Below are 16,859 nucleotides of genomic sequence, written 5' to 3'. Positions count from 1 at the left end.
GGTTACGCCTCGACGACCTCGTTCTCGTCGAGCACGTCGTCGAACGAGGCGGTGCCGGCGCGCAGGCCGACGAGCGTTCCGACGAGGTCGTCGACGGGCAGTCGGACTTGCTTTCCGCTGTCGCGCTCGCGGATGGTGACGGTGTTCGCGCCGTCGCCTTCGAGCCCGTCGCGGTCGATGGTGATGCAGAACGGCGTGCCCACCTCGTCCTGTCGGCGGTAGCGCCGACCGATGCTCCCCGAGTCGTCGTAGACGACCGCGAAGCCGGCCGCGCGGAGTTCGGCGGCCACGTCGTCGGCGAGGTCGACCAGTTCGTCGACGTTGCTCACGAGCGGGAAGACGCCGACGTTCGTCGGCGCGACCGAGGGCGAAAGCGAGAGGTAGCTCCGCGCCTCGCCGTCGACCTCGTCGGTCTCGTACGCGTGCGCGAGGAGCGTGTACACCGTGCGGTCGATACCGAACGAGGGTTCGACCACGTGCGGGGTGATGTGCTCGCCCGCCTCGGTCTGCGTCTCGACCGAGAAGTTCGCCACGTCGGTGTCGACGGTGATGTCCTCGCCGTCGATGTCGAGGGTCACCTCGTCGGCGTCGAAGGCGTCGGGGTCGCGCTCGGCGAGCGTCTCCAGCGCCTCGGCCACGTCGGCGGCCTGCGCGCCGAACTCGGGGCCGAGCGTCGCCATGTCGGGGTCGACGACGGCGCGCTCGACCGTCTTCGGCTCGTCGTACTGCTGGAAGACGGTGAAGTCGTCGTCGCCGTACTCGCCGTGCTTCGAGAGGTCGTAGTCGCTGCGGTACGAGAAGCCCGCGATTTCTATCCAGTCGCCGTCGACTTCGCTCTCGGCGTCCCAGCAGTCCGAGGAGTAGTGGGCGCGCTCGCCCGCGAGGTGCTGGCGGAAGCGGAAGCGGTCCATGTCGACGCCGACCGTCTCGTACCACTCCTGGGCGATGCCGAGGAAGTAGCCGAGCCACGCGTTGCCGATGACGCCGTCCTCGACGGCCTCGCCGATGGTCGTCTCGACGTAGTCGCCGTCGTCGGCCTCCTGCTCGGTCGCGGGGTACAGGAGCACCTCCACGTCCTCGACCGCGGAGAGGTCGGCCTCGTCGCGCTCGGGGTCGATGAAGTGCTCCAGTTCGGCCTGCGTGAACTCGCGGGTGCGGACGATGCTCTTCCGCGGCGAAATCTCGTTGCGGTAGGCGCGGCCGACCTGCGTCACGCCGAACGGGAGGCTGTTGCGCGCGTACTCCTTGATGCGCGGGAACTCCACGAAGATGCCCTGCGCCGTCTCGGGGCGGAGGTAGCCCGGCGTCGAGGAGCCGGGGCCGATGTTCGTCTCGAACATGAGGTTGAAGTCCTCGACCGACTGGCCGGCGAGGTCCGCGCCGCAGGTCGGACAGACGAGGCCGAGGTCGGCGATTTTCTCCGCCGCCTCCTCGGGCGACAGCGTCTCCGCGTCCTCCAGTTCGGAGTTGTCCTCGATGAGGTGGTCCGCGCGGTGGGACTCGCCGCACTCGGCGCACTCGACGAGCATGTCGTCGAAGCCGTCGAGGTGGCCCGACGCCTCGAAGACGGGTTCGGGCATGATGGTCGGCGCTTCGATTTCGAGGTTACCCTCCTGGACGGCGAAGCGCTCGCGCCACGCCTCTTCGACGTTGGACTTCAGGGCCGCGCCCTGCGGGCCGTAGGTGTAGAACCCGCCGACGCCGCCGTAGGCCTCCGAGGAGCCGAAGAAAAAGCCTCGGCGCTTCGCGAGTTCGGTGAGCGCGGCGGACTCGTCGCCCTCACTCATACAGCGCCTCCAGCAGGTTGATGTCGCGGACGATGCCGATGAGTTCGTCGCCGGAGACGAGCGGAATCTGCTCGATGTCCTCGCGAATCATCGTCTGGGCGGCGTCCTTGGCGGTGGCGCGCGTCGGGACGCTCACGAGGTCGTCGGTCATGAACTTCGAGACCGGCTCGGCCGGAATCTCGACGTTCCGGGTCGGGATGTAACGGTTGCCGACCGCCTTGATTCCCTCCCACATCCACTCGTCGTCTTGGTTGGCGACCGAGTCGCCGGTGCCGGCCTCGCCTTCGACGACGCGGGCGACCTCGATGATGTCGACTTCGGTCACGATGCCGGCCAGCGAGGCCTCGTCGTCGAGGACGACCGCGTAGGGAACGTTCGCGTAGAATATCTCGCGCTCGACGATGTGCAGGGGGACGTCGACGTACGTCGTGTTCACGTCGCGGGCGGCGAGGTCGCCGACCTCGGTCTCGCCGTCGATGTCGCCGCGGGCGATGGCCCGGACCACGTCGGTGACGGTGAGGATGCCCTCGATGGCGTCGCCGTCGACGACGGGGATTCGGCGCGCGCCCTCCGAGACCATCGTCGCGGCCGCCGCTTCGAGGTCGTCGTCGGCGCTCGCGGTCGGCACCTCGCGGACGAGCACCGCCAGCTGGTCCTCGTCGGGGTGTTCGATGAGGTCCTCCCGAGAGATGAGCCCTCGGTACTTCGTCCCCTCGTCGGTCTCTTTCACCACAGGAACAGAAGAGAACCCACGCTCTTGGAGGTATTCCAGAACGTCGTCGCGGGTGCCCGGCAGGGACACCGTCACGACCTCCTCACCGCGGGTCATCGCGTCGGCTACTTTCATACACCCGCTTTCTTCCCCCCGCCTAATGTACTCTGCGAACGCTTTCGGTTCGTTGACAGGCGTCCGCCGCCGCTCGCGGGAGCGTCGCGAGTCCTCCGAAAACGAAAGCGGGACGCCCCCGACTCAGTTGTCGTCGCTGGCGTCGCCTTCGGCCTCGTCGTCGCCGCTGTTCGGCGCGTATCGCCGAATCGCGTCGAGGTTGGGGAAGAACTTCTCGGGGTCGTCGTGCTCGACGACGCCGACGACGGTGCCGTCGAGCTTCTGCAGGTAGGTGTACATCCGCCCTTCCTCGACGGCGACGGTCGCACACTCGAGCGCCTCGCGGAGGTCCCACGCGCCCGCGAGGAAGATAGCGGTCTCGGCGTCCGGCGAGAACAGCGCCGTCACCATGTAGACGCGGCCGTCGTTCTCCGCGCGGTACACCTCGTACTCGGGGAACGACGTCGCTTCGAACAGGTCGGCGACCGTCTCGGCCTTGTCGCCGGGAATGACGTACGCGAGGCCGAACGCCCCCTCGTCGCCCTTGCCGCTGGAGGGACCGAACGGACCGCTGTCGCCCGCCGGGATGCGGACCGTCTCCCACCCGTCGGCTTCGAACTCGTCGGCCATCGCTGTCATGTCGTCGAGCGTCGCGCCCCACGCCTCGCGGCGGCGGTCCGCCTCGCTGGCGATTCGTTCGACATCGGGCGTCTCGTCGTCTCCGAGTTCGGCCATACCCGTTCTGGACGACGTATATGGTAAAAGGCATCGAAGGCCACGGGGGTCCGAGGCGGTCAGTAGTTGATGCCGAAGACGACCTCCATCGCGTACGAGGCCGCGAGGATACAGACCGACGCGAGGAGGAGTTTCACCCCGCTCGACGGCCGCTCGTCGCTGTTCGCGGGTCGCAGTCGCGGCGGCAGTACCGCGTCGAGCGCGTTCCCGACGAGTTTCTCGACGCCGACGGGCTCGTCGCTCCCCGAGAACAGGCCGCCGTCGGTGCCACCGTTTTCGTCGCCGCCCTTCCAGGCCGCCTTCGGGCGGACCTTCAGCGACGCGTAGCCGAACATGGCGAACCCGAGAAAGAACATGAGCCACTTCGCGCCGGGCAGTCCGTTGCCGGCGAGCGTGCTCACGAGGGCGGTCACGACGAACACCACGCCGGTGAGGGAGACGGCGTAGACCACGGCGTCGATGGTCTTGACGCCGAAGCGGCGTGGGTCGAACTCCATGGCTATTGAACGAGCGTCTCGAAGACGGCCGCCGGCTCTTCGTACTCGGGTTCGTGACGGTGACAGAGGCTCAAGCGCCCCCGGTTGCCGACCGTGAGCTGGTCGGGTCGCTCGTGGTCACAGACGCTCCCGAACTCCTCGTGGAGGTAGGTCTGTGCGGCGTCCTCGTCGTCGTTTTCGGCGTAATCGGCGGCCTCGCGGATGTGGGTCATCACGCCCGAGGGCACGTCCAGTTCGCCGAACAGTTCGGGGATGATTTCGTCCATCCCGGCGCGGTGGCTCTCGCGGCCGAGCAGTTTCCGGACGCGGTCGCTCAACGAGGGGTCGGCGCGCGAGCGCTCCCGCAGCACCTCGCGGAAGACCTCGATGCGCTCCCAGAGCTCTGGGTCCATGTCTCTGTACGCCTCCGGGCGAATCTTCACCGGACAGCGCGTCGAGAACGGACAGCCCGCCGGCGGGTCCCGCGGGCTCGGCGGCGTTCCGCGGAGGGTGATTCGGTCGCGCTCGATAGTCGGGTCCGGCTCCGGAATCGACGACAACAGCGCGTGCGTGTACGGGTTCGCCGGTTGGTCGAACATCTCGTCCGCCGGTCCGATTTCCATCATGTTGCCGAGGTACATCACGGCGACGCGGTCGCAGATGTGGCGGACGACCGCGAGGTCGTGGGCGATAAACAGGTACGTCAGCCCGAACTCGTTTTGCAGGTCTTCGAGCAGGTTCAGAATCTTCGCCTGCACGGACACGTCGAGCGCCGACACCGGCTCGTCGAGGATGATGAACTCCGGTTCGAGCGCGAGCGCGCGGGCGATGCCGATGCGCTGGCGCTGGCCGCCGGAGAACTGGTGCGGGTAGCGGTAGTAGTGCTGTTCCTGCAGGCCGACGGTTTCGAGCAGTTCGCGGACGCGCTCGCGGCGCTCCGACGGCGTCTTCCAGTCGTGGACGTCGAGCGGCTCGCGGACGATTTCGCCCACGGTCATCCGCTCGTTGAGGCTCGAATCGGGGTCCTGGAACACCATCTGTACGTCCTTGCGGAACTGCTTGAGGTCCGAGCCGGACAGCGTGGTGATATCCGTGCCGTTGAGTTTGACCTCGCCCGCGGTGGCCTCTTCGAGGCGCATCAGCGTGCGACCGAGCGTGGACTTCCCGCAGCCGGACTCACCGACGAGTCCGAGCGTCTCGCCGCGCTGGATGTCGAACGAGACGCCGTCGACCGCTTTCACGGGGTTGCTGCCGAGGAAGCCGCCGTCCTCGTAGTAGGTCTTGAGGTCGTTGACCTCGAGGATGGTGTCTCCGCGCGCCTCGGTGCTCCGCTCTTCTTCGGTGGATGTCGTACTCATCGCGTGTCACCTCCGCGCTGTCCGCCCTCGCGGTGGACGGCGACCGCCTCCTCGGACGGGAGGTCCTCGGGGTACAGCAGACACGACGCTCGGTGGTCGTCCGCGCTGTCGCCCACGTCGACGGGGACCGGATGTACCGTGTCGCACTCGGCGAACGCCTTCGGACACCGGGGGGCGAACCGACAGTACGTCGGGTCCTCGTTGGGTGTCGGCACGTCGCCCTCGATGGTCGCGAGGCGCTCGTCCTCGTCGAGCCCCTGTCCGGGGATGGAGTTGAGAAGCCCCTGCGTGTAGGGGTGTTTCGGCGACTCGAACAGTTCGACGACGGGTGCGCTCTCGACGATTTCGCCCGCGTACATCACGTTGACGCGGTCGGCGATTTCGGCGATGACGCCCATGTCGTGGGTGATGAACATGATGCCGAGGTCGCGTTCCTCCTGAAGCTCTTCGAGGAGTTCCAGAATCTGCGCCTGGATGGTCACGTCGAGCGCCGTCGTCGGCTCGTCGCAGATGAGCAGTTCGGGGTCGCACGCGAGCGCCATCGCGATGACGGCGCGCTGGCGCATCCCGCCGGAGAACTGGTGGGGGTACTCGCGGACGCGGCGGTGCGCGTCCGGAATCCCGACCGCTTCGAGCAGTTCGATGGCCTCTTTCGTCGCCTTCGACCCGCTCAGTCCGCGGTGGAGGCGAAGCGCCTCCTTGATCTGGTTGCCGACGGTGTAGACGGGGTTCAGGCTCGTCAGCGGGTCCTGGAACACCATCGCGATGCTGCCGCCGCGGATGGAGCGCATCTGCTTCGGCGACTTGTCGAGGAGGTCCTCGCCGTCGTACATGATGCGGCCGTTCTCGATGCGGCCGGGCTTTTCCACCAGCCGCATGATAGAGCGGGCCGTGACCGACTTGCCCGAACCGGACTCGCCGACGATACCCACGGTCTCGCCGCGGAAGATGTCGAACGAGATGCCGTCGACCGCGCGGATGACCTCCTTGTCGGTGTAGAACGACGTTCGGAGGTTCTCGATGGAGAGCAGGGGCTCGCCCTCGGTGCGGGCCGAACTCGCCTGTTCGGTGCTCATGCGCCACCTCCCGTGGCCGCGGCCTCGTCACCGGTGTCCGCCTGCGGGTCGATGGCGTCGCGGATGCCGTCGCCGAAGGCGTTCAGGCCGGTCACGACGAGCGTGATGAGGAGGCCGGGAACCAGCGAGATGTGCCACGAGGGACTCGCGACGTACTGCTGTCCGTTCGCGATGAGCCGGCCCCACTCGGGGGTCGGCGCGGTGATGCCGAGCCCGAGGTACGAGAGCCCGGCGACGCTGATGATGATACCACCGAGACTGAGCGAGGCGTAGATGAGCATGTAGCTGAACACGTAGGGGGCCATGTGCTTGCGCATGACCTGCGTCGGCGTCTGGCCGAACGATTTCGCGGCGTCGATCCAGTCCTGCTCGGAGACCTGGAGCGCTGGCCCACGTATCGACCGCCAGATGAACGGCCAGTAGACGATACTGAAGATGAGGATGATGAGCACCGCGCCGTCGTACAACTCCCTCACCCAGGTGTTCTGGAAGATGACGAGCATCAAGATGAGGACCATGATGACCGGCAACGCCTGTATCGAGTCGGAGACTAACACCGTTGCCAAGTCTGCCAGTCCCTTGTAGTACGCCGTTATCATGGCCAAGGCGAGTCCGATGAGGCCGGCGATGCCCATGGCGACGACGGCGATGGTCAGGGATATCCTGGCCCCGAACACCACCTGTGTGAACAAGTCCTTCCCGTTTGTCGCCGTGCCGAACGGGTGGAATCTGCCGAAGTCGTCGTACGTCAGCGGCGCGACGTTCTCGTCACCCGCTCCCTGCGACCCGGAGCCGAGATTGGCCTCGCCGACGAGGACGGTCTCGACGCTCTGGGTGTCTTCGCTCCAGTAGCTGACCTCGTAGTCGTACGGCTGGAGGATGTTCTGTTCCATCGTGGTCGGCCCGAGCGTGGGCGCGAATACCGCCATGACCACAAACGTGATGACGATAATGAGCCCGAACTTGCCCCAGGAGTGGCCCCGGAAGCGGTTGACCACGTCGTCCCGCGGCGTCCAGTCGACGCGGCGGTAGTGGCGGCGGAACCGCTTGTAGCCGTTCCACGCCCACGCCAGCACCGCGAAGGCGTACGCGTAGACGACCGCGACGCGGATGGCCCACGCGACCGCGGGCGAGAGCCCGAGGAACGTGTTCTCGTAGCCGGTCCCGTTCCAGTAGCCCTGGTTCGGAATCACGTCGCGGGAGATGAGCGTCGGAATCGCGTCGAACGCCGCCTGCAGCGACTGGACGGCGGACGCGCCGGGGTCACCGGGGATGAGGTTGACGACCACGCCGGCGATGGCACCGACGACTTGGAGGATAGCGCCCAGCTCGACGCCGATGAGGACGGCACCGACGGCGGCCCAAATCAGCGCGGGCTGGGGGTTCTCAGCGACTCGTTGTCGGAGCGGAATTTCGGTTTCGGTTGTCGTGCTCACTGTGATTCCCCCGTCGTACCCGACGCGCGGGTCGATAATCGTGTACAGGAAGTCCTGTAGGATGTTCGTGCCGACCAGGATGAGGATGAAGATGAACATCAGCGTCCCGATGAGCGGCAGGTCCCCGTTGATGGCTGCGTTGAAGAACAGCCAGCCGAGGCCGTTGATGGCGAAGACTGTCTCGACGAACACGGACCCGCCGAGAAGCAGGAACGCCTCGCCCGTGATGATGGGCACGAGCGGGATGAGCGCGTTCCGGAAGATGTGCTTCCAGACGAGCGAGCGCCCGGAGACGCCCTTCGCACGGGCGGTCTCGACGTAGTTCGAGTTGATGGTCTCGAGGACGGCGGTGCGGCCGATGCGCATCTCGTTACCCATCGACGCCGACCCGAGGACCAGCGCGGCCGGGGCGATTTGCTTCGTCGCCCGGATGAACGACTCGGTCCACCCGCCGGGGTCTTCGAGGAACTGTTCGACCGGCGATTGGAAGAAGCCGAGCGCCGGCGGCGTCACGACGTTCGTCCTGACGATCCACGTCTGCCACGTGAACAGGCCATTGGTCCACGTCCCGAGCTGCGAGAGGGCCGTGACGAGCATGATGGCCAGCCAGAAGTTCGGCATCGCGCGCCAGACGATTCCGCCGAAGGAGGCGACGTAGTCGGAGGGCGTGTTCGGGTTCAGTCCGGCGTAGAAGCCGAGCGGAATCCCGACGAACAGCGCGATGACGACCGACCAGAAGCCGAGCCAAATCGTCCGGGGCGCGTAGATTTCGATGAGTTCGTACGCGGTCGTCCCGGGTGCGATGACCCACGACTGGCCGAGTTGGAAGGTGAACAGTCGATACATGAAGTCGAGGTACTGACTCCAGAGCGGCTGGTTCAACCCGAGGTTCGTCCGAATCTGTTCTGCCGCCTGTGGGTTGTATTGCGTCCCCAGAATCGCCGAAACGGGGTCGAGTGGCCCCAGGCGGATGAGGGCAAACGTAATCGTCGTCCCGAAGATGACGACAGGAATCGACATCAGTACCCTGCGGAGGAAGTACTGCCATCGACTCATGGCATCACCTCGCAGACCGTTCGAGCGGACATTATTGTACTGGTTTAATGAGTGGTATGGATATGTCTTGCGCTTCGAAGCCCTAATGTCGTAGTTTCAGCAACTCTACTGCAGGATTATAGTATATAGTGGTGACTAACTGTACGCTTGTCAAAAATAACCGGGAGTTTCAACTGAGACGGGACGCGAAGATGCGCCCGCGCTACCCAGTCTTACCGGTTGAGCGTGACGTTGTTGAGCTTCTGGCGGCTCGGACCCATCCCACCGAACGGTTCGATGTTGACGGTGTCGTACCAGAACGTCTCGTCCTTGCGGTTGTAGATGGGCAGCATCGCGACGTCTTCCCAGTTGGCCGTCTCGATGTCGACGTAGGCCTCGTCGCGGATCTGCTGGGCCTCGTCGGTCGGGGCCGGGTTGTTGACGACCTGCTGGTAGGCGTCGGTCGCCTGCTGGTAGGCGTCGCCGTTTTCGGCCGTCCAGTTGACGTACGAGATGGGGCCCTGCTTGGACGTGTCAGTCTGCGGCGGGTTCAGGAGCTGCAGGAAGTTGTCCGGGGCCGGCCAGTCGGCGATCCAGCCGAGGGTGTACGCCTCGAGCTGACCGTTGCGGCCGCGCTCGAGGAGCGTCGAGAAGTCGGCCTTCTGAATCTGCATGTTGATGTGGGCGGACGCGAGCTGGTCGCGGAGGATGCTCGCCATCTCCTCCCACGTGTTGGAGTTGTACTGGGTCCACTGGACCTCGAACTGGTTGTCCTCACCGTAGCCGGCCTCCTCCATGACTTCGCGGGCGGCCTGGATGTCCGTCTCGTCCGCGTTGTAGGGGTACTCCGAGTCGATGAGGTCGTTTGCGGCCTGCGCGCCACCGGGGAAGATAGTCGGCGGCGTGAAGAGCTGTGCGGGGGAACCGCGGCCCTTGAAGACCTCCGAGACCATCTGGCCCTGATTCAGGACGTAGGCGAACGCCTGACGGACCGGCTTCGGGACCTTCTCCATGTTGAAGCCGACGTAGAAGATCGACAGCGTCGGGACGCCGACGTAGTTGAGCGTCTTCCCGTTGCGGACGGGACCGTACTTACCGATTTCACGACCGTACTCGTCGGTCGACTCCACCTGAACGAGTCCGGGGTCGTACTGCGCGGTGGGCAGTCCGAAGTAGTCCGCGTTCTCGTTCATCGCGTAGTTGTAGCGGGCCGTGTCGTCCTCGATGACCTGCCAGCGGACGTTGTCGACCTGCGCGACCTGTCCGTAGTAGTCGTCGTACTTGGAGACGGCCGCGGCGGTACCCTGCTCCCAGAAGGCGAACTCGAACGGACCCGCACCGATGGGGTTGTTCGAGGCGAACTCGGTGTACTCCATCTCGCCGTCGTAGCCCTCGATGTCGCCGAGGACGCCCTCGGGGAGGGCGGCGAACGAGGTGTAGGCGAACATCTCGAGGGTGTCGTGGAACGGCTCGGAGAGGTTGACGACGAGTTCGGTCTCCGTCTCGCCGACTTCGACGCCGAGCGAACCGGGCACGTAGTTGCCCTCGTCGTCCGTCTCGTGTTCCACGCCGATGGAATCGAGGATGAAGTAGGCGCGGCGGCTGTTCGAGGAGGCCGCGAGGCGCTCCCACGCGTAGATGAAGTCGGACGCGGTGACCGTCTCACCGTTGTGGTAGGTCGCGTCGGCGAGCTGGAACGTGTAGGTCGTGAAGTCGTCCGAGACCGTGTAGTCCGCGGCGAGCTCGTTTTCGACCGTCGGCAGGGCGTTCGGGTACGACATCAAGCAGTCGAAGACCTGCTGGATGAGGATGCCCGACGACGTGTCGGTCGCGGCGACGGGGTCCATCGTCGTGATGGTGCCCGAGAGGATGCGGTTGAACACCGAGCCGGACAGCTCCGTGCCCGTGTCCTCTTCGGTCGTCGTCGCGGTGGTGGTCTCGTCGCCACCGGATTCGGTCGTCGTCGTCTCGTCACCGTCACCGCCGGTACAACCGGCGAGAGCGGCGGCCGTAGCGGCCCCACCCGTTGCCTTCAGGAAGCGGCGACGCGAGAGTTTGTTAGTGTCTGGCATTCGAACCAATCTTTCCGGGCCGCGTGGATAAACTTACCGTATTCGATTTGTTTGATATAGTGTAGCGTGGAAGGGATGTAGTACCATACATAACCGGCGAAAACTGCCACGAGAATCCCTACAGAACTCGTTTTACATTTTAAACCCTTTTTCGAGACGACAGAATCGGGTAACGGGGGCTCCCCTCGGCCCGCCATTTCGGTCCACTTATATATGGGTGTCACTATGTATCATACATGACGCCGGATGCGACGGCTTCCGTCGACGACTCGGGCGCCGAGGTCATGGCCTCGGTGGATCGCTCTCAGACGGGCCAGCGTCTTATTATCGCGGACATCTCCCGCGATGACGCGTGGCTCGCTGCTGACGTAGCCGACGCGCTCGCACTCGACGAGTGGCGATAATCGCTCCGGCCCCGTAAGCCCGCCGCCGGACGCCCGGCGGCCAGACCATTCACATTTTAGTCCGACTCGCTCGTGGTACGCTGCATGAACGCTCGAGCGGTGACGGTGAGCGAGGAGTACCTCGCCCGCCTCGAACACGGTGCGGACTGGCGCGAGGAGATCGAGGAGTTCTGCGCGCGCAAGGACATCGAGTCCGCGTGGTTCAACGCCATGGGTGCCGTTCAGGACGCCGAACTCTGGTTCTACGACCAGACGGACCAGGAGTACCAGTCCGTGACGTTCGACGAGCCGCTCGAAGTCGCCGCCTGCGTGGGTAACGTCGCGCTCCTCGACGGCGAGCCCTTCGCACACACGCACGCGATTCTCTCCCGACGCAGCGGGCAGTCGCTCGCCGGCCACCTCGACTCGGCGACCGTCTTCGCCGGCGAAGTGAACCTCCGCGCCTTCGAGGAACCGCTCGAACGCGACCACGACGCGGTGACCGACCTCGACCTCTGGTTGTAACCGTGCGCGAGGAGGACTCCCGGTACTTCCGTCGCATCGAATCCCGCCTCGACGAGGCGTTCGACCTCGCGGAGGCCGCGAAGGCGACGGGGTACGACCCGAAGACCGAAGTCGAGATTCCGGTCGCCAAGGACATGGCCGACCGCGTGGAGAACATCCTCGGTATCGACGGCGTCGCAGAGCGCGTCCGCGAACTCGAAGGCGAGATGTCCCGCGAGGAAGCCGCGCTCGAACTCGTGACCGACTTCGTCGACGGCAACGTCGGCGACTACGACTCCCGTGAAGGCAAAGTCGAGGGCGCGGTCCGCACCGCCGTCGCCCTCCTCACCGAGGGGGTCGTCGCCGCCCCCATCGAGGGCATCGACCGCGTCGAAATCCTCGAAAACGACGACGGCACGGAGTTCGTCAACGTCTACTACGCCGGCCCGATTCGCTCGGCGGGCGGCACCGCGCAGGCCCTCTCCGTGCTCGTCGCCGACTACGCCCGGTCGCTTCTCGACATCGACGAGTACAAGGCTCGAACCGACGAGGTCGAGCGCTACGTCGAGGAGATAAACCTCTACGACAAGGAGACCGGTCTCCAGTACTCGCCGAAGGACAAGGAGTCGCGCTTCATCGCTCAGAACATGCCCATCATGCTCGACGGCGAGGCCACCGGCGACGAGGAGGTCTCGGGCTACCGCGACCTCGAACGCGTCGACACCAACTCCGCCCGCGGCGGGATGTGTCTCGTCGCGGCCGAGGGCATCGCGCTCAAGGCCCCGAAGATTCAGCGCTACACCCGCCAACTCGACGAGGTCGACTGGCCGTGGCTTCAGGACCTCATCGACGGTACCATCGGAAAGGACGACGAAGACGCCGCAAAGGCAGACGACGCCGGAGAGGACAGCGACGAGACCGACGACGCGGACGCCGGCGCGGACGCTGACGCCGAGGACGCCGAGAGCGGCGCCCCCGACGGACCGACCCGCGTCGAACCCGCGACCAAGTTCCTCCGCGACCTCATCGCGGGCCGCCCGGTGTTCGGCCACCCCTCCGCGCCCGGCGGCTTCCGCCTCCGGTACGGTCGCGCCCGCAACCACGGCTTCGCGACCGCGGGCGTCCACCCCGCGACGATGCACATCGTGGACGACTTCATCGCCACCGGCACCCAAATCAAGACCGAGCGCCCCGGCAAGGCCGGCGGCGTCGTCCCCGTCGACTCCATCGAGGGGCCGACGGTCAGGCTCGCCAACGGCGACGTGCGCCGCATCGACGACCCCGAGGAGGCGGAGGAACTCCAGAACGGCGTCGAGAAGATTCTCGACCTCGGCGAGTACCTCGTCAACTTCGGCGAGTTCGTCGAGAACAACCACCCGCTCGCGCCCGCCTCGTACGTCTTCGAGTGGTGGATTCAGGACTTCGAGACGACCGAGGCCAACGTGCAGGCGCTCCGCGACGACCCCGCCGTCGACCTCGAAGAGCCGTCGGTCGAACAGGCCCTCTCGTGGGCGACCGAGTTCGACGCCCCGCTGCACCCGACGTACACCTACCTCTGGCACGATATCTCCGTCGAGCGGTTCGACGCGCTCGCCGACGCCGTCGCGGCCGGCGATGTCGTCGCCGCCGAAGCCGACGGTGGCACGGCCGGCGCGCTCGAACACGAGAACGAACCCGAGCGCGGGCTTGAGGGCACGCTCGTCCTCGACAACACGCCCGAGATTCGGGAGGCGCTCGAACACCTGCTCGTCGCCCACCGCCAGACCGACGAGACGCTTCGGGTCCCCGTGTGGCGACCGCTCGCCCGGAGCCTCGGCCTCACCGACGACCGCGAGCGGACGTGGGAACTCGCAGACCTCTCCGAGCGCGCCCGCGAGTGGGACGACGGCGACAACGCCGTCGAGGCCGTCAACGAGGTCGCGCCGTTCACCCTCCGAGAGCGCGCGCCCACCCGCATCGGCAACCGGATGGGGCGCCCGGAGAAGTCCGAGCGCCGCGACCTCTCGCCGGCCGTCCACACGCTGTTTCCCATCGGCGAGGCCGGTGGGAGCCAACGCGACGTGGGCGACGCCGCCAGACACCGCGGCGAGTCCGGCGGGCGCGGGCAGATTTCGGTCCGACTCGGCCGGCGCAAGTGCCCCGACTGCGGCGCGTTCGGCTTCAAGTCGAAGTGTCCCGACTGCGGCGGCCACACCGAACCCCACTACGAGTGCGACGACTGCGGGTCCGTCATCGAACCCGACGAGTCGGGACGCGTCTACTGCGAGCGCTGCGAGTGGGACGTCGAGAGCGCCGAGTGGCAGGACATCGACCTCAACACCGAGTACCGAAACGCCCTCGAACGCGTCGGCGAGCGCGAGTCGTCGTTCCAGATTCTCAAGGGCGTGAAGGGGCTCACCTCGGCGAACAAGACGCCCGAACCCATCGAGAAGGGGGTCCTGCGCGCGAAACACGACGTGTCGTCGTTCAAAGACGGGACCGTCCGCTACGACATGACCGACCTGCCCGTCACCGCGGTCCGTCCCGAGGAACTCGACGTGACGGCCGACCACTTCCGCGAACTCGGCTACGAGACCGACATCGACGGCGAACCCCTCCGGTTCGACGACCAACTGGTCGAACTCAAAGTTCAGGACATCGTCCTCTCGAACGGCGCGGCGCAGCACATGATGCAGACCGCCGACTTCGTCGACGACCTCCTCGAACAGTTCTACGGCCTCGACCGGTTCTACGAAATCGAAGAGCGCGACGACCTCATCGGCGAACTCGTCTTCGGGATGGCTCCCCACACCTCCGCCGCGGTCGTCGGCAGAGTTGTCGGATTCACGACAGCAGCGGTCGGATATGCTCATCCGTACTTTCACGCCGCGAAACGCCGGAATTGCTTCCATCCGGAGACGAAGGTCTGGTACCGAGACGAGACCGACCGGTGGCGATACGACGAGATTCGAACGCTTGTCGAGGAACGGCTCGATGACCCGGATACCGACGACTTCGGGACCCTCGTTCAGGAACTGGACGGGGACGTGTACGTCCCGTCGTTGGCCAGAGACGGACGAGAGACGATGAAACCGGTCGAAGCCGTCTCTAAGCACGTCGCACAGGACCACCTCGTACGAATCGAGACCCGCAGTGGGAGAGAACTAACGGTCACTCCAGACCACACGCTGATTCGAGCCGGCGACGGCGGATTCACGCGGATTCCCGCGCACGAACTCGACGAAGGCGACGCGCTTCCGTCGCCCAAGTGCGTCGACATCGACGCGGACCCGGCTCAGTTCGACTTGCTCGCGGAGTTCCTGAACGGCGGGACGATACCGGCCGAAGACCTGATGATTCGGGGACTCGGTGCGGACCGAATCCGGTCGCTCTTCGACGAGCATACCGAAGCGAGCGGCTATCTGAAACCGGTCGCCGAGCGACTCGGACGGAGCGATTCGACGGTTTACAACTGGGTCTCTCGCGATAGCGTTCCGGCCTCGGTATTCGTGGAGGTTCTCGGAGACGTCGAAACGGTCGTCGACGTGCTTCCGCGTGAGCTATCTCTTGGCGTTCGCCGCGATACCGCGACCGTTTCGAGAGTGCTCGATATCGACGAAGCGTTCGGAACTGTACTGGGATACTACGCCGCGGAAGGATTCACGAGAGCGTCGCCTGGGAACTTCTACCAGACAACGGTCTGTATTCCGGACGAAATCGCCCGAGAACGCATCCTCGATACCGTTCGCGAAGCACTCGGCGTCGACGCGTTCGAGGAGAACGAGTGGAAGGTCACGATTTCGAGCAGACTCGTTCAATCGCTGTTTGCGGACGTCATCGGATGCGGGTCGCGTGCCGAGGACAAACGCGTCCCGGACTCGATACTCACCGGCCCCAAGCCGGTTCTTCGGTCCTTCCTGTCGGCGTACTTCTCCGGAGACGGAAGCGCGTCTTCGGACCGTGTGGAGATCCGCGCGCACACCGTGAGCGACGACCTCAAACGCGACCTCGTTGCCGCCCTCAAACGATTCGGCATCGCCGCGAAGACCTACTCTGAGCGCCGAACACCACAGACCGGTGCGGTGGCGGAGTTCTACGATGGAGACGAGGTCCCGACGTTCGACTCGTGGGTCCTCAAAGTCACGTCGGAGAACGCGGTTCGATTCGCCGAGGAAGTTGGCTTCCACCTCCCCCGAAAGAGCGAGGCGCTGGCGAGCGCTCTCGACGACACGGACATCCGAAGCCAGCGTCTCTTCTCGGACGGCGGGGATACGTGGCTTGACGAAGTCGTCTCGGTCGAATATCTCGAAAGCGATATCGACCACACCTACTCGTTGACCGTCGAAGATACCAACTCGCTGGTCGCCAACGACCTCCACGTCGCGCAGTGCGACGGTGACGAGGACTGCGTCATGCTTCTCATGGACGGTCTTCTCAACTTCTCGAAAGAATATCTCCCCGACAAGCGCGGCGGGCAGATGGACGCGCCGCTCGTCATGTCCTCGCGCATCGACCCCTCGGAAATCGACGACGAGGCGCACAACATGGACATCGTGCGGCAGTACCCCCGCGAGTTCTACGAGGCGACCCTGCGGATGGAAGACCCCGACGACTGGGAGGACGACGTCACCATCGCCGAGGAGTTCCTCGGAACCGACCGCGAGTACACCGGGTTCGACCACACCCACGACACGACGAACATCGCTGCCGGCCCCGACCTCTCGGCGTACAAGACGCTCGGGTCGATGATGGACAAGATGGACGCCCAACTGTTCCTCGCGCGGAAGCTTCGGGCGGTCGACGAGACGGACGTGGCAGAGCGCGTCATCGAGTACCACTTCCTGCCGGACCTCATCGGGAACCTCCGCGCCTTCTCGCGACAGGAGACGCGGTGTCTCGACTGCGGCGAGAAGTACCGGCGGATGCCGCTTTCGGGCGACTGCCGGGAGTGCGGCGGCCGGGTGAACCTCACGGTCCACCAGGGCTCCGTGAACAAGTACATGGACACCGCGATTCAGGTGGCCGAGGAGTTCGACTGCCGCGACTACACGAAACAGCGACTCGAAGTGCTCGAAAAGAGCCTCGAATCAGTCTTCGAGAACGACAAGAACAAGCAGTCGGGTATCGCGGACTTCATGTAGTCTAGAGTCGTTTTTCCTCCAGGTTTTGCGAGTCGAGCGGAGTGAGACTCG

General features: G+C 65.4%; 11 protein-coding genes and 1 pseudogene. 3 read left to right on the top strand and 9 right to left on the bottom strand.

Annotated features, from left to right (window positions below; all coding sequences use genetic code 11):
• Positions 1 to 2: 2 nt before the first annotated feature.
• The 9 genes and pseudogenes from glyS to C454_RS07020 form a co-directional block, all read right to left on the bottom strand.
• The gene (gene glyS, locus C454_RS07060) at positions 3 to 1,787 is read right to left on the bottom strand and encodes a glycine--tRNA ligase (protein WP_004973989.1); all 1,785 of its coding nucleotides are present in this window, start codon (positions 1,785 to 1,787) and stop codon (positions 3 to 5) included.
• On the bottom strand, positions 1,780 to 2,634 hold the full coding sequence (locus tag C454_RS07055) for a CBS domain-containing protein (protein ID WP_004973988.1): 855 nt from the start codon (positions 2,632 to 2,634) through the stop codon (positions 1,780 to 1,782). Before C454_RS07055 ends, glyS begins: the two co-directional genes overlap by 8 nt.
• 123 nt (positions 2,635 to 2,757) lie before the next feature.
• Positions 2,758 to 3,348: a DUF7529 family protein gene (locus C454_RS07050; protein WP_004973987.1), complete on the bottom strand. Its 591-nt coding sequence runs from the start codon at positions 3,346 to 3,348 to the stop codon at positions 2,758 to 2,760.
• Positions 3,349 to 3,407: 59 nt separating this feature from the next.
• Positions 3,408 to 3,845 carry a DUF7555 family protein gene (locus C454_RS07045; protein WP_004973986.1) on the bottom strand — a complete coding sequence of 146 codons (438 nt, stop codon included), beginning with the start codon at positions 3,843 to 3,845 and terminating at the stop codon, positions 3,408 to 3,410.
• A 2-nt stretch (positions 3,846 to 3,847) separates the two neighbouring features.
• A complete protein-coding gene (locus tag C454_RS07040) occupies positions 3,848 to 5,182 on the bottom strand; it encodes an ABC transporter ATP-binding protein (RefSeq protein ID WP_004973985.1) in 1,335 nt (444 codons plus the stop codon).
• Positions 5,179 to 6,258, bottom strand: coding sequence for an ABC transporter ATP-binding protein (locus C454_RS07035; RefSeq protein ID WP_004973984.1), 1,080 nt, complete (start codon positions 6,256 to 6,258; stop codon positions 5,179 to 5,181). The genes C454_RS07040 and C454_RS07035 overlap by 4 nt, the downstream gene beginning before the upstream one ends.
• Positions 6,255 to 7,694, bottom strand: a complete 1,440-nt coding sequence (locus tag C454_RS07030) for an ABC transporter permease (protein WP_049905027.1) — start codon at positions 7,692 to 7,694, stop codon at positions 6,255 to 6,257. Before C454_RS07030 ends, C454_RS07035 begins: the two co-directional genes overlap by 4 nt.
• A gap of 9 nt (positions 7,695 to 7,703) precedes the next feature.
• Positions 7,704 to 8,750 (bottom strand): annotated as a pseudogene (locus C454_RS07025) (ABC transporter permease); the annotation flags it as partial.
• A gap of 212 nt (positions 8,751 to 8,962) precedes the next feature.
• Complete coding sequence (locus C454_RS07020; RefSeq protein WP_004973982.1) at positions 8,963 to 10,801, bottom strand: ABC transporter substrate-binding protein; 1,839 nt, start codon at positions 10,799 to 10,801, stop codon at positions 8,963 to 8,965.
• A 236-nt stretch (positions 10,802 to 11,037) separates the two neighbouring features.
• Between C454_RS07020 and C454_RS20710 the strand changes: the two genes are divergently transcribed.
• The 3 genes from C454_RS20710 (at position 11,038) to C454_RS07010 (ending at position 16,808) form a co-directional block, all read left to right on the top strand.
• Entirely contained in the window at positions 11,038 to 11,205 is a 168-nt protein-coding gene (locus tag C454_RS20710; protein WP_004973981.1) for a DUF7556 family protein, read from the top strand.
• An 84-nt stretch (positions 11,206 to 11,289) separates the two neighbouring features.
• Positions 11,290 to 11,709: a PPC domain-containing DNA-binding protein gene (locus tag C454_RS07015; RefSeq protein WP_004973980.1), complete on the top strand. Its 420-nt coding sequence runs from the start codon at positions 11,290 to 11,292 to the stop codon at positions 11,707 to 11,709.
• 2 nt (positions 11,710 to 11,711) lie between these two features.
• On the top strand, positions 11,712 to 16,808 hold the full coding sequence (locus tag C454_RS07010) for a DNA polymerase II large subunit (protein WP_004973979.1): 5,097 nt from the start codon (positions 11,712 to 11,714) through the stop codon (positions 16,806 to 16,808).
• Positions 16,809 to 16,859: the final 51 nt, after the last annotated feature.

The organism is Haloferax gibbonsii ATCC 33959 (genome assembly GCF_000336775.1).
Taxonomy (GTDB): Archaea; Halobacteriota; Halobacteria; order Halobacteriales; family Haloferacaceae; genus Haloferax; species Haloferax gibbonsii.
The sequence above is the reverse complement of the archived record's forward strand: the minus strand, read 5'-3'. Positions and strand labels throughout refer to the sequence as shown.